At 67.9% G+C, this 13,308-nt stretch carries 15 protein-coding genes; 9 read left to right on the top strand and 6 right to left on the bottom strand.

What is annotated here, in order from left to right:
• Positions 1–46: 46 nt before the first annotated feature.
• Together AAFP30_RS26565 and dut are read right to left on the bottom strand one after the other, a co-directional pair.
• Positions 47–751 (bottom strand): DUF3710 domain-containing protein, encoded by a 705-nt coding sequence (locus AAFP30_RS26565; RefSeq protein ID WP_419233049.1) that lies wholly within the window; start codon positions 749–751, stop codon positions 47–49.
• Positions 741–1,238: a dUTP diphosphatase gene (gene dut / locus AAFP30_RS26560; protein WP_419233048.1), complete on the bottom strand. Its 498-nt coding sequence runs from the start codon at positions 1,236–1,238 to the stop codon at positions 741–743. The genes AAFP30_RS26565 and dut overlap by 11 nt, the downstream gene beginning before the upstream one ends.
• Before the next feature lie 55 nt (positions 1,239–1,293).
• Between dut and AAFP30_RS26555 the strand changes: the two genes are divergently transcribed.
• Positions 1,294–1,791: a DUF3093 domain-containing protein gene (locus AAFP30_RS26555; RefSeq protein ID WP_419233047.1), complete on the top strand. Its 498-nt coding sequence runs from the start codon at positions 1,294–1,296 to the stop codon at positions 1,789–1,791.
• 47 nt (positions 1,792–1,838) lie between these two features.
• On the opposite strand, the gene AAFP30_RS26550 is transcribed toward AAFP30_RS26555, so the two are convergent.
• Positions 1,839–2,138 (bottom strand): DUF4193 domain-containing protein, encoded by a 300-nt coding sequence (locus tag AAFP30_RS26550; RefSeq protein WP_419233046.1) that lies wholly within the window; start codon positions 2,136–2,138, stop codon positions 1,839–1,841.
• 360 nt (positions 2,139–2,498) lie between these two features.
• Here AAFP30_RS26550 and cei point away from each other — a divergent pair, with 360 nt between their 5' ends.
• Positions 2,499–3,233 (top strand): envelope integrity protein Cei, encoded by a 735-nt coding sequence (gene cei, locus AAFP30_RS26545; protein ID WP_419233045.1) that lies wholly within the window; start codon positions 2,499–2,501, stop codon positions 3,231–3,233.
• Between the two features lie 16 nt (positions 3,234–3,249).
• Here cei and AAFP30_RS26540 read toward each other — a convergent pair whose 3' ends face one another.
• Positions 3,250–4,125, bottom strand: a complete 876-nt coding sequence (locus AAFP30_RS26540) for an inositol monophosphatase family protein (RefSeq protein WP_419233044.1) — start codon at positions 4,123–4,125, stop codon at positions 3,250–3,252.
• Positions 4,126–4,239: 114 nt separating this feature from the next.
• Here AAFP30_RS26540 and ppgK point away from each other — a divergent pair, with 114 nt between their 5' ends.
• From ppgK to AAFP30_RS26520, 4 genes are all read left to right on the top strand, one after another.
• Positions 4,240–5,001 carry a polyphosphate--glucose phosphotransferase gene (ppgK, locus tag AAFP30_RS26535; RefSeq protein WP_419233043.1) on the top strand — a complete coding sequence of 254 codons (762 nt, stop codon included), beginning with the start codon at positions 4,240–4,242 and terminating at the stop codon, positions 4,999–5,001.
• Positions 5,002–5,161: 160 nt separating this feature from the next.
• Positions 5,162–6,595 (top strand): RNA polymerase sigma factor, encoded by a 1,434-nt coding sequence (locus AAFP30_RS26530; protein ID WP_419233042.1) that lies wholly within the window; start codon positions 5,162–5,164, stop codon positions 6,593–6,595.
• 94 nt (positions 6,596–6,689) lie between these two features.
• On the top strand, positions 6,690–7,652 hold the full coding sequence (locus AAFP30_RS26525; RefSeq protein ID WP_419233041.1) for a sulfite exporter TauE/SafE family protein: 963 nt from the start codon (positions 6,690–6,692) through the stop codon (positions 7,650–7,652).
• Positions 7,653–7,870: 218 nt separating this feature from the next.
• Entirely contained in the window at positions 7,871–8,077 is a 207-nt protein-coding gene (locus AAFP30_RS26520) for a DUF7455 domain-containing protein (RefSeq protein WP_419233040.1), read from the top strand.
• 75 nt (positions 8,078–8,152) lie between these two features.
• On the opposite strand, the gene AAFP30_RS26515 is transcribed toward AAFP30_RS26520, so the two are convergent.
• Positions 8,153–9,886: a DEAD/DEAH box helicase gene (locus AAFP30_RS26515; protein ID WP_419233039.1), complete on the bottom strand. Its 1,734-nt coding sequence runs from the start codon at positions 9,884–9,886 to the stop codon at positions 8,153–8,155.
• Positions 9,887–10,119: 233 nt separating this feature from the next.
• Between AAFP30_RS26515 and AAFP30_RS26510 the strand changes: the two genes are divergently transcribed.
• Complete coding sequence (locus tag AAFP30_RS26510; RefSeq protein WP_419233085.1) at positions 10,120–11,265, top strand: YihY/virulence factor BrkB family protein; 1,146 nt, start codon at positions 10,120–10,122, stop codon at positions 11,263–11,265.
• A gap of 30 nt (positions 11,266–11,295) precedes the next feature.
• Here the strand turns inward: AAFP30_RS26510 and AAFP30_RS26505 are convergent, their stop codons facing one another.
• Complete coding sequence (locus tag AAFP30_RS26505; protein WP_419233038.1) at positions 11,296–11,574, bottom strand: DUF3039 domain-containing protein; 279 nt, start codon at positions 11,572–11,574, stop codon at positions 11,296–11,298.
• An 85-nt stretch (positions 11,575–11,659) separates the two neighbouring features.
• On the opposite strand from AAFP30_RS26505, the gene AAFP30_RS26500 reads away from it, so the two are divergent.
• Both AAFP30_RS26500 and AAFP30_RS26495 read left to right on the top strand, forming a co-directional pair.
• Positions 11,660–12,091 (top strand): DUF3099 domain-containing protein, encoded by a 432-nt coding sequence (locus AAFP30_RS26500; RefSeq protein WP_419233037.1) that lies wholly within the window; start codon positions 11,660–11,662, stop codon positions 12,089–12,091.
• Between the two features lie 191 nt (positions 12,092–12,282).
• Positions 12,283–13,302 (top strand): sigma-70 family RNA polymerase sigma factor, encoded by a 1,020-nt coding sequence (locus tag AAFP30_RS26495; RefSeq protein WP_419233036.1) that lies wholly within the window; start codon positions 12,283–12,285, stop codon positions 13,300–13,302.
• Positions 13,303–13,308: the final 6 nt, after the last annotated feature.

The raw sequence follows: 13,308 nt of genomic DNA, 5'->3' as shown, positions 1-13,308 counted from the left end.
CCCGGCGACGGAGGAGCCGAGCGTGTCGAAGGGTGCCCCCTCGGCGTCAGTTGCGGTTGCGATTGCGGAACTGCTGCATCGCCGACCCCGACGACGGCGGCGGCGCGGGTTCCTCGTCGACGAGGCCGGGCGGTGGCTCGAGGCCTTCCGGTATCCCCTCGGCCCCCTCGGCGAACATCTGCTGCTGGGCAGCGGCCACCTGTTCGGCGAGCACCGGCGGCAAGACCACCGGCAGCGGTTCACGCGGCGGGTACGGGTCGCTGCCACGTCGCACCACCGACTCGGCGAGCACCGCCCGCGCGAGCCGGGACAGTTCCTCGGCATCGGTGTCGGGTCCGCTTGCGACACAACGGATCATCCAGCGCGGGCCGTCGACCCCGACAAACCTGTGCGATGCGCCGGGAACGTCGGCGACCACCTCGCGGCCCCAGTGTCCGTCCTCGATGGACACCCGGGCACCCTCGTCGCGCAACGACTCGGCGAGTTCGGTGACCACCTCACGCCACAGTCCCGGCGACTTGGGGGCGGCAAAGGCCGTCACGTTGATGCGGCCGTGCGGGGTGACGAGGTAGACGGCCTCGGGTTGGTGATCGGCGGTCATCTCGACGGTCACCTGACCGCCCTCCACCACCGGCACCAGCACCGAGCCCAGGTCCAGGTGCGAGTTCGCCAGGTCGTCGGCGGAGGTGGCCAGCGCGTCGATGTCGTAGGGCCCCTGCGCGGAACCGATCGTCAGGTCGTCACTGGCCATGGTCTGTGCTCCTCGTGGTGGCCGGGGTCTCGGCGAGTATCGCGTGGCCGCCGCTGGACCCGTACCCGCCGGCCCCGCGGCTGGTGTCGTCGAGCTCGTCGACCTCGACGAACTTCGGGAGTTCCACCCGCTGGACCACCAGCTGCGCGATGCGGTCGCCGCGCGCGATGGAGATCGGTTCGGCCGGGTCGAGATTGATCAGGCACACCTTGATCTCGCCGCGGTAGCCGGCGTCGATGGTGCCGGGGGTGTTGACGATGGACAGCCCGGCGCGCGCCGCCAGGCCGGACCGCGGGTGGATGAGCCCGACGGTGCCGACCGGCAGGGCGATCGCGATGCCGGTGCCGACGAGCTGACGACGTCCGGGCGGTAGTTCCAGGTCGATGGTCGAGCAGAGATCCACGCCGGCATCGCCGGGATGCGCGCGGGCGGGTAGGTCGATGTCCGGATCGAGTCGCCGGACGGCAACGGCGGGAATGTCACTCACGAGGGCAGACTACGCTGGTCGCGTGACTCCCCCTGCACCACACGCGGACCAGCCAGTGTCCGAACACAACTCGGCCTCGGACAAGTACCACGAGCGGCTGCGGGTGCCGTGGTGGTGGTGGTTGGCCGGTGCGGTGGCGACCGGGGTGATGGGATACGAGATCCAGCTCTCCGCGCATCGCGCGTCCTGGAGCTTCGCCGGCTACATCGTGACCGCGGTGCTCATCGCGTGGCTGCTGTGGTCGATGGGGCGGGTGCAGGTGCGGGTCACCGCCGATGGTGAACTCGTCGCCCATCGGGCGCGTCTGCCGCGGTCGGTGATCGCGCGTGGCGCCACCGTCCCGGCGACTGCGAAGAGTGCCGCGCTGGGCCGTCAGCTCGACCCGGCGGCGTATCTGGTCCATCGCGCGTGGGTGAAGACCATGGTGCTGTTGGTGCTCGACGATCCGGACGACCCGACACCGTATTGGCTGGTGTCGACCCGGAATCCGTCGGCGTTGCTCGCGGCGCTCGAGGTGCCCGATGCCGCAGCGGAGGCCGGTCTCGACAAGTAGACCGGCCGGCCCGGCCCGAGGGGGCCGGAGAGCTCAGACCGTGCTACTCAGGCGCAGTCGACGCAGATCATCGAGTTGCCGTTCTGGCGGGCCAGCCGGCTGCGGTGATAGACGAGGAAGCAGCTGGTACAGGTGAACTCGTCGGCCTGTTTGGGGATGACCCGCACCGACAGTTCCTCGCCGGACAGGTCCGCGCCCGGCAGTTCGAACGATTCCGCGGTGTCACTCTCGTCGACGTCGACGGCCGACGACTGCGCTTCGCTGCGTCGTGCCTTCAACTCCTCGAGGGAGTCCTCGTTCATGTCCTCGGTCTCGGTGCGTCGTGGCGCGTCGTAATCAGTAGCCATTGTGTGTACCTACCTACCTGGTTGAGAGTGTGAGGGGCGCTCTCGGATGCCGGCTTGTGGCCGGGCAAACGTAGGGTGCGCGAGTCCGCCGGGATTGTCTTGCCGACGGCGTCACTACAACGTCGTGACCGGTGCAATTCGTTACCCGGAACCCGCCGGACCCGTGTGACATTCGTCACATTTGATCCGACTGCTCTCCCGACTCTGGGAGAGCGGGCGCCCGAAGCATAGTGCACCGGTGCCGTCGGGTCAACGACAACCTTTCGCGGATCATTCCCGGCGTGTCCGAACCGATATCCCGCGGGCCGGACCCCTTACAGTGGGGGCTGCCCGATGCGGTGGAGAAGGAGCCTGTTCACGGTGGTGTCGCAGATTACGACGGGTTCGCCCGTCGACCCGCAAGGCCGGCCGTTCCGCCGGCGCCGCGCCCGCCCGGCGATCATCGTCGCCGTGCTACTTCTGCTCGTGGGCGTGGTCACCTGGATCGTGGCGTTGGCCGGATCCGGCTCGGCCACCGTGCCCACCGCCTGCAACCAGCCGACTCCGGCGTCGGTCGATCCGTCGGCGAGCGCGGCGTCAGCTCCGGCCGCACCGCCGCCCCCCGCACCGGCCACCCCCGCCGCCCCGGCACCGAAGCTCACCGCCGCCGACCGCACACAGATGCTCGAGGTGGCGCCGGCCGCCCTGTCCACCTTCCAGGTCCGGGTGCTCAATGCGTCGTCACAGCGCGGCGCGGCGCGCTCGGTCTCCGATGACCTGACCGCGATCGGCTTCAACCCGACGCCGAACGATCCGTACGCCGACGACGCGCTCTACCCCAATCGCGACCTCAACTGCGTCGCGCAGATCCGGTTCGGGCCGGCGGGCAAGGCCTCCGCCGCCGCGGTGTGGGTTGCCCTGCCGTGCGCCCAGCTGATCGAGGACGGTCGTCAGGGCACTGCGGTGGATGTCGCCCTCGGCGAGTACTACGAGAGCCGCGAACAGTCCCAGGACGCGCAGGCGGTACTGGAGGCCTTGCGGTCGCCGGATGCCACCAACCCGAAGAGTGGCGCCGATCCGACGCTGGTGAAGGCCGTACACAGCCAGACCTGCTGACCCCGGTCCGGGCTCGTCAACGGGTCGGGAGTGCCGTCCGCGCTCCGAGGTCGTCGAGCATGCCGAGGAAGTCGTCGGCGATACCGGGGGCGACCGCGATCGTCGGATGACCGTCGGTGGATCGTGAGTCCGGCGGCGGCGTGTCGACCAGCGCGCCGGCCTCGGCGGCGATCAGTCCGCCGGCCGCCCAGTCCCATGGTGAGAGTCCGTGCTCGAAGTGTGCGTCGACGGCCCCGCTGGCCACCATGCACAGATCCAGGGCGGCCGCCCCGACCCGCCGAACGTCGCGGATCCGGGGCAGCATGTCGGCGATGATCGTCCCCTGGGCGGCCCGACGATCCGCGTCGTAGGAGAAGCCGGTGGCCACCAGAGCCAGGCCGATATCATCGATTGGGTTGCAGGACAACGGAATTCGACCATCACCGGCGTCCACGTGCGCACCGTGCCCGAGTGCGGCGGAGTAGGTGACACCGCGGGCGACGTCGACCACCGCGCCGGCCACCGAGCGGCCGTCGATCTGCGCGGCCACCGACACCGCATAGGCGGGGATGCCGTACATGAAGTTGACGGTCCCGTCGATCGGGTCGACCACCCACCGGACCCCGGTGGGCACGTCGATCGTGCCGCCGGCCTCTTCGCCCAGCACTTCGTCGTCGGGTCGCCGGGCATGGAGTTCCGCGCGGATCAGTTTCTCGGTTTCGGTGTCGGCCAGAGTGACCGGATCGGTCGGGGTGGACTTGGTGGCGACCGCATCGTTGCCCACCGTGGTGCCCACCACCCCGAACAGTTCCGGCCGCCGACGGCGCACGTGATCGGCGGCGCTGCGCGCCACCTCGATCGCCACCGCCTCCAACAGCTCGGGCTCCGACAGCTCGGGAGAATCTTCGCTCACTGCAACCACTTTGCCATGCGGCCCAGCGCTGCGCCGTCGCGGTGGATAGCCTGAGATCCGGTACTGCCGCACTACCCCACCTTCTGCCTGGCTTGACCGGAGAGGACGCCTCACATGCCCGACGCAACCAACCTCAGTTTCGGTGTCGATGTCGGTGGTTCCGGCATCAAGGGCGGCATCATCGACCTCGATACCGGAGAGATGGTCGGCGACCGGCACAAGGTGCTCACCCCGCAGCCATCCACCCCGGAGGCCGTGGCCGCCGGGGTCGCCGAGGTCGTCGAGCACTTCGACTGGACCGGCCCGGTGGGCATCACACTGCCCGGTGTGGTGACCGACGGGACGATGCGCACCGCGGCCAACATCGACAAGGGCTGGATCGGCACCGACGTCTACCAACTCTTCGGCACGACGCTCGGCGACCGCCGACTCTCGGTGCTCAACGACGCGGACGCGGCGGGCATGGCCGAGGACCGGTTCGGCGGTGGCGCGGGCGTCGACGGCGTGGTGATGCTGCTGACACTGGGTACCGGCATCGGCAGCGCGATCCTGATCAACGGCACCCTGGTCCCCAACACCGAACTCGGGCACATGATCATCCACGGCAAGGAGGCCGAGCATCAGGCGTCGTCGAAGGTGAAGGAGGACAAGGGCTGGTCGTATGAGAAGTGGACCCATAAGCTCTCCCGCGTTCTCGAGGCCTACGAGGCGTTGTTCTGGCCGAAGCTGTTCATCGTCGGCGGCGGCATCAGCCGCAAATCCGACAAGTGGATTCCGCTGCTGACCAACTCGACCCCCGTCGTGCCGGCCACGTTGCGCAACACTGCGGGCATCGTCGGCGCGGCGATGGCCGTGGACACCGGATTGCGCACCTGAGGCCCCTCCCCGGCCCGACTGACCTGCGCATTGCCACATCTGACGATGCGATGTCGTTACAATGGTCGAATCGGTGCGCAATCGCCGAGACATCAAGCCCTGATCCGCGGCAGCGCATGCTGTCGTGTGAGAAATCACGAGTCAGTTCGAAAGGTTGTACGTGGCAGCCACCCAGACCCAGCAGGCCGACACCGACGAGTCGGTCGACGCGACGACCACCACGCAGGACGCGCCGGCAAAGCCACCGGCCAAGAAGGCCGCCAAGAAGGCCGGTCCGCGCAAGGCCGCCGCCAAGAAAGCCGCACGCAAAGCCCCCGCGAAGAAGGGCGCCAAGAGTGCCGACGGCGCCGACGCCGAGGAGAATCTCGACGACGACGCCGATGCCGGTTCGATCGACGACATCGACGATGCCGATGTGGAGCTCGAGGACGACGTCGAGATCGACGACGATGACGACGACGATCTGACCGCCGAGGACGACGAGTCGGACGACGACTCCGAGGACGACGCGGAGAGCACCCCCGCCACCGCGGGCGCGTCGACTGCCGCCAAGCCCGCCGACAAGGCCAAGGACGACGAACCGTCCGAGAAGGACAAGTCCTCCGGGGACTTCGTCTGGGACGAGGAGGAGTCCGAGGCGCTGCGGCAGGCCCGCAAGGACGCCGAACTCACCGCGTCGGCCGACTCCGTGCGCGCCTACCTCAAGCAGATCGGCAAGGTTGCGCTGCTCAACGCCGAGGAAGAGGTCGAACTCGCCAAGCGCATCGAGGCCGGCCTGTTCGCGACCGAGCGACTGCGCCGGATGATGGAGTCGTCGGAGAAGCTCAGCACCGCGGCCAAGCGCGACCTGAACTGGATTTCCCGCGACGGCAACCGCGCCAAGAATCATCTGCTCGAGGCCAACCTGCGTCTCGTGGTCTCGTTGGCCAAGCGCTACACCGGCCGCGGCATGGCCTTCCTCGACCTCATCCAGGAAGGCAACCTCGGTCTGATCCGCGCGGTCGAGAAGTTCGACTACACCAAGGGCTACAAGTTCTCCACGTACGCGACTTGGTGGATTCGTCAGGCCATCACCCGTGCGATGGCCGACCAAGCCCGCACCATCCGCATCCCGGTGCACATGGTCGAGGTCATCAACAAGCTCGGCCGTATCCAGCGTGAGCTGCTCCAGGATCTCGGCCGCGAGCCGACTCCGGAAGAGCTCGCGAAGGAAATGGACATCACGCCGGAGAAGGTCCTCGAGATCCAGCAGTACGCGCGTGAGCCGATCTCCCTGGACCAGACCATCGGCGACGAGGGCGACAGCCAGCTCGGTGACTTCATCGAGGACTCCGAGGCCGTCGTCGCGGTCGACGCGGTCAGCTTCACCCTGCTGCAGGATCAGCTGCAGTCAGTGCTCGAGACCCTGTCCGAGCGCGAGGCCGGTGTGGTGCGACTGCGGTTCGGTCTCACCGACGGACAGCCCCGCACGCTCGACGAGATCGGCCAGGTCTACGGGGTGACCCGCGAGCGCATCCGGCAGATCGAGTCGAAGACGATGTCCAAGCTGCGGCACCCCAGCCGTTCGCAGGTGCTGCGCGACTACCTCGACTAGACCCATGCCGGACAAACCGGCAGATGTCAAGGGTTGGACGCAGGGCGATTCTCGGTTGGGCCGGTAATGTCGCTTTCCGGCACAGTGGTCCCTCATGAGAACCATCGTCCTGATCGGCTTGGTGGGCTTTGCCGCCCAACTCGTCGACGGCAGCCTGGGCATGGCCTACGGCGTCACGACCACCACCCTGCTGCTCGCCATCGGCACCAATCCGGCCGCGGCGTCGGCGACCGTCCACCTCGCGGAGATCGGCACCACCCTGGTGTCCGGTGTCTCGCACTGGAAGTTCGGCAACGTCGACTGGAAGGTGGTGCGCCGCATCGCCATTCCGGGCGCGATCGGCGCGTTCCTGGGTGCGACGATCCTGTCGAAGCTGTCCACCGAGGCGGCGGCGCCGATCATGGCGATCATCCTGCTGCTGCTCGGTGTCTACATCCTCGTGCGGTTCACCTTCTCCGGGATCCCGCGCCACAACCTGGGTAAGCCGCTGCGGAAGCGATTCCTGGGACCGCTGGGGTTCGTCGCCGGCTTCGTCGACGCGACCGGCGGCGGTGGCTGGGGTCCGGTCGGCACTCCGGCGATTCTGGCCAGCGGCCGCCTCGAACCCCGCAAGGTGATCGGATCGATCGACACCAGCGAGTTCATCATCGCGCTCGCCGCCAGCCTCGGCTTCCTGCTGAGCCTCGGCTCCCAGGGCATCAACTTCGCCTGGGTGGGCGCGATCCTGGTCGGCGGCGTGCTCGCCGCACCGATCGCCGCCTGGTTGGTCCGGCACATCCCGCCGCGACTGCTCGGCGCCTCGGTCGGCGGACTGATCGTGCTCACCAATACCCGCAGCCTGTTCCGCAGCGATCTGCTCGACGTGCCGCAGCCCGTGCAGACCGGGGTGTACGCGCTGATCGTCGTCGCCTGGGCCGCCGCGTTCGCGTACTCGCTGCGTCAGTACCTGCGCGACCGGGACCACGAGTCGTCGGATGCCATCAGCGCGCTGCGCGAGAGCCGGGAGATCGAGGTGGCGGCCGCGGCCGACGCCGATCCGGACCGCTCGCGCGTGTGATCTGCGTCGCACTGTAGGTAACGGCAGATTGTGCGTGTGTTGCGGCTGCCGATCCTGGTGTTACGGGTGAATGACGACACACCCGGGGGACCCGCGGAACAATACGGAGCCCCCAAACGTCTGAAAGAGTGAAGGCGACACATCACTACGGATGTGTCGGCTCAGGAAGGGAATGGCGAAAGCGCACTGCGCCGACGCCGGACCGGGACGGAGGAACCATGTCAGACACCGCCACCACATCCCCGATCTACATGCCGCTCACCGCTGCCGACCGCTGTGACCGCTGCGGTGCGGCCGCCAAGGTACGGGCCGTGCTGCCCGCGGGCGGAGAACTTCTCTTCTGCCGTCATCACTTCAACGATCACGAGGCGAAGCTCGTCGAGCTCTCCGCCACGGTCGTCGAATCCGCGGGCGAACTGGTCTAGAGACCGAGCACATGTGTCGCGACCCGGCCGGAACACTCCGGCCGGGTCGTCGCATATCCGAGGGACGGCAGGGCGTCAGCGCCACTCGCGCAGCGCGGCGATCCGCTCGCGTAGCTGATCGGCGCTGGCCATCGCGGTCGGCGGCCCGCCGAGGCGGGTGCGCAATTCGTTGTGCACCATGCCGTGCGGTTTGCCGGTCCGGTGGTTGTGCATCGCGACCAGCGTGTTGAGCTCCTTGCGCAACGCGTGCAGGTTCTCCCCCGCCGGTCGCTCTGCGGGCGCGGCAGCAGGTGCGGCGGCCGTTGTGGTTCGGACGGTCACCTGCTCGTCCTGCCGCTTGCGCAGCAGTTCGCGCACCTGATCGGCGTCGAGCAGGCCGGGCAGCCCCAGATAGTCGGATTCCTCGTCGCTGCCGGCGAAGGTGGCCGTGCCCCACGACGCGCCGTCGAAGATGACCTGATCGAGCTCGGCGTCGGCGTGTAGCGACTGGAACGCCTTCTCCTCCTCGCCGGGTTCGTCCTTCTGCTTGTTCGCGTCGATGAGCAGGGCGTCGTCGAGACCCTCGCTCTCCCGGTGCGGTTTGCCGAGCACGTGATCACGCTCGGCCTCCATCTGGCTGGCCAGATTCAGCAGCACCGGCACCGACGGCAGGAACACACTGGCGGTCTCGCCCGGCCGACGCGACCGCACGAACCGGCCGATGGCCTGCGCGAAGTAGAGCGGCGTCGACGCGCTGGTGGCGTACACCCCGACCGCAAGCCGCGGCACGTCGACGCCTTCGGACACCATCCGCACCGCGACCATCCACTCGTCGTCGGAGGCGGAGAACTCGGCGATGCGGCCCGACGCCTTCGGGTCGTCGGAGAGGACGACGGTGACCTTCTTGCCGCTGATGTCGGTGAGCAGTTCGGCGTAGTCGCGCGCGGTGGTCTGATCGGTGGCGATGACCAGCCCACCGGCGTCGGGGATGCCTTTGGCACGTAACTGCCGCAGCCGCGTGTGGGCTGCCTGCAGGACCGACGGAATCCAGTCGCCGTGCGGGTCGAGCGCGGTGCGCCACGCCCGGGCGGTGTGTTCGGCCGACAGCGGCTCGCCGAGGCGCGCGGTGAACTCCTCACCGGCGCTGGTGCGCCAGCTCGCCTGACCGCTGTAGGCGAGGAACACGACGGGCCGCACCACGCCGTCGGCGAGGGCATCGGCGTAGCCGTAGGTGTGGTCGGCCTTCGACCGTTGCACGCCCCCGGGTTCGGGCTCGTAGGTGACGAACGGGATCGGTGAGTCGTCGGAGCGGAACGGGGTACCGGTCAGCGCCAGACGTCGCGTGGCGTCGGAGAACGCCTCGCGGATCGCGTCACCCCACGACTTCGCGTCACCGCCGTGATGGATCTCGTCGAGGATGACCAGTGTGCGCCGGTTCTCGGTGCGTACCCGGTGCCGCGACGGGTGCGCCGCGACCTGTGCGTAGGTCAGCGCGACGCCGTGATAGTCCGAGCTGGTCTGGCCGGTGGCGTTGCTGAAGCGCGAATCCAGGGCGATACCGACGCGGGCGGCGGCCTGCGCCCACTGATGCTTGAGGTGTTCGGTGGGGGTCACGACGGCGATCTGGTCCACGGTGCGGTCGTCGAGGAGTTCGCGCGCCACCCGCAGCCCGAAGGTGGTCTTACCGGCCCCCGGGGTGGCGACCGCGAGGAAATCGACGGGACGGCGCGTCAGGTACTTCGTCAGGGCGCGTCGTTGCCAGGCCCGAAGTGGTGGTCCCGCCGGCTTGGCCTCCGGCGTCTCGACACCGTTTTCGGCTGCTGAAGTCACCTGTGCACTGCTCCTGAGTTCCCTCGACCGGCATGAAAGATCCCCAAGCGCCGACGGTGAGCACGGTCAGTGACAGAGATCGCAACCGCACGGGATCGCCATCGCAGGCCAAGGGGACGCGGGCAATCCTACCGCCGGACGCCGACAGGATCTCACCGCGACACCGCCCTGCGGCCCGCGATCGGCTCACTATTCGGCACACGCCCAGGGCCGGTCACCCGTTTCCGCAGCGAATCGTGGATGCTAGAGCCATAGTCAGCAGTCACCGGAACCCAGCGCCCATCACCGACGACCTCGCGTCGTCGGCCGATGCCGCGACCGTACCCATCGAAGCCACCCGCGACACCCCGGTCGTCGATCCGCGCGAGGGGCACCACAACCCGACCGCCGAGGTGACCGGCGGACCCGGGCTGCCGGTGCTGCCGAATCTGCACCGGCTGGTGTGGCGCACAATCGTCAAGGCCTGGGACGACGGGATCGTCGGCTGGGCCGCGCAGGCCGCGTTCTGGCAGGTGTTGTCGCTGCCGCCGCTGCTGCTCGGGTTGCTCGGCTCGGTCGGATACGTCGCCGGCTGGTTCGGACCGGACACCGTCGAGGTCATCTACGAGCGCATCCTGGCGTTCGCCAACCGGACGTTCTCCGCGAATGTGGTCGGCGACCTGATCAAGCCCACCGTCGACAACGTGCTCGGACGCGGACGCGTCGGCGTCATCTCGGTGGGTTTCATCCTGTCGCTGTGGGCCGGGTCGGCGGCGGTGTCCTGCTTCGTCGCCTCGATCGTGCGCGCCCACGATCAGCACGAGGTCCGCAACCCGGTCTGGCAGCGCATCTTCGCGCTGCTGCTCTACGTGGTGTTCCTGGTGGTGTCGGTGTTCATCCTGCCGCTGGTCGCGCTGGGTCCGAACTACCTGCACGAGATCGTGCCCGATTCGTGGGATCCGATCATCACCAACCTGATCGACTACGGCTACTTCCCGTTCGTCGCGGTGCTGATGCTGATCGTGCTGACCACGCTCTATCACCTGGCTTTGCCCAACCCGCTGCCCTGGCATCGGCTCGCCGGGGGCGCGGTCGTCGCCGGCATCTTCTTCTGGGTGGCCAGCTATCTGCTGCGTATCTATCTGACGGTGATCACCCGCGCCGGCTACACCTACGGCGCACTGGCGACCCCGATCGCGTTCCTGCTGTTCGCGTTCTTCCTCGGCTTCGCCATCGTCATCGGCGCCGAGTTCAACGCGGCCGTGCAGTCGCTGTGGCCGGCCAAGCCGACAGCGTCGGTGCAGGTGCGCGAGTGGATGTCGTCGCAGACCTCCGACATCACCGGCCAGCTCAAGTCGCTGCCGGACCGGCTCTCCACCGGGCCGATCCGGCGCAGGTGATCGTGCGCGGGTGATCGTGCGCAGAGCCGCTCAGTCGCCCTTGCGCATCCGCTTGTAGATCTTCTTGCACTTCGGGCAGACCGGGGAACCGGGCTTGGCCGAGCGGGTCACCGGGAAGGTCTCACCGCACAGCGCCACCACGAAGTTGCCCATGACCGCACTCTCGGCGATCTTGTCCTTGCGGACGTAGTGAAAGAACTTGGGGCGATCGTCGTCGCCCTGGTCGGTGGTGTCGGCGTCCGGCCGTTCGTCGACATCGACATCGGTACGTTCGTCGAGATCTGGCCGCTCGATCGTCTCGGTTCCCATGCCGACCATTGTGCGCCAGGTAGTCCTGTTGCGACCAACCAATCCCGTCGCTGCATTCGCCGGGTGAAAGTGGGACAGTGGACAGATGGGCCGCGAAGGATTTTCTGCACACTCCGCCGACGGCGGTTTCGGCGGCACCCGGCACGATCATGCCGAGCTCCGGGACGCCGTCCTGATCACCGATGCGCAACAGTCGCTCGATGACCAGCACCGGGCACGGGTGCGAAAATACCTGACGCTCATGGCTTTTCGCGTTCCCGCACTGGTCATAGCGGGTATCGTCTACGGCGCGACCGCCAACGGGCTGCTCGCGCTGGCGATCGTCGCCCTGTCCATCCCACTGCCCTGGATCGCGGTGTTGGTCGCCAACGACCGACCGCCACGCAAGCGCGGTGAGGTGCCGCACTACCTGTACGGGCACGATCACACGGTCGTCGGACCGCCGTCGCTCTCGCCCGACGGCCGCGTCATCGACTCGACGACGGTCGATCCGGACCGCCGCGACGACGCGGTGTGATTCGCCAAGTGTGATTCGCCACTAGTTCCATCGAGGTAAGACTCTCAGCGATTTCTCATGTAGCCGACCGAGGGCGTCGAGGAAAGCACAGGTCAGCGGCCCGTGCCGGGTCGAAGGTCGCACTGGTCCCGGGAACTTTCGACCCTCCGAGCGCGTTGGACCCTGTGAACGCACTCAAGTCAGGAGGCCGAATGTCACGCTCGACAATTGCACGCCCTACCACGACTACCCGATATACCGACGATCCCGAAGCCACCGGGACCCGACCTGCCATGACCGAGCAGGATCTCGACGCTCAATCCCCCGCCGCCGATCTGGTGCGCGTCTACCTCAACGGCATCGGCCGGACCGCGCTGCTCAATGCGGAACAAGAGGTCGAACTCGCCAAGCAGATCGAGGCGGGTCTGTACGCCAAGCATGTCCTGGCCACCAAGAAGCGCCTCTCGGCCGCCAAGAAGCGTGATCTGGGCATCATCGTCCGCGAGGGCGAATATGCACGGTCGCACCTGCTGGAAGCCAACCTCCGTCTCGTCGTGTCGCTCGCCAAGCGCTACACGGGCCGCGGGATGCCACTGCTGGACCTCATCCAAGAGGGCAACCTCGGCCTGATCCGCGCCATGGAGAAGTTCGACTATGCGAAGGGCTTCAAGTTCTCCACGTATGCAACGTGGTGGATTCGGCAGGCGATCACCCGCGGCATGGCCGACCAGAGCCGCACCATCCGGCTGCCCGTCCACCTCGTGGAGCAGGTCAACAAGTTGGCGCGGATCAAGCGGGAACTGCATCAGCAGCTCGGCCGCGAGGCCACCGACGACGAGCTGGCCAATGAGTCGGGCATCCCGGCGGAGAAGATCGCCGACCTGCTCGACCACAGCCGCGACCCGGTGAGCCTGGACATGCCGGTCGGCAGCGACGAGGAGGCACCGCTGGGTGACTTCATCGAGGACGCCGAGGCCACCTCCGCGGAGAACGCCGTCATCGCCGGTCTGCTGCACTCCGACATCCGCTCAGTGCTCTCGACGCTCGACGAGCGCGAGCAGCAGGTGATCCGGATGCGATACGGCCTCGACGACGGTCAGCCGCGCACCCTCGATCAGATCGGACGCATGTTCGGCCTGTCCCGCGAACGGGTCCGGCAGATCGAGCGCGAGGTCATGACCAAGCTGCGCCAGGGAGACCGCGCCGAACGTCTGCGCGCCTATGCCAGCTGATCAGCC

This window comes from Gordonia sp. CPCC 205515 (assembly GCF_048537925.1).
Classification (GTDB): Bacteria; Actinomycetota; Actinomycetes; order Mycobacteriales; family Mycobacteriaceae; genus Gordonia.
This window is presented reverse-complemented; position numbering and strand designations above follow the sequence as displayed.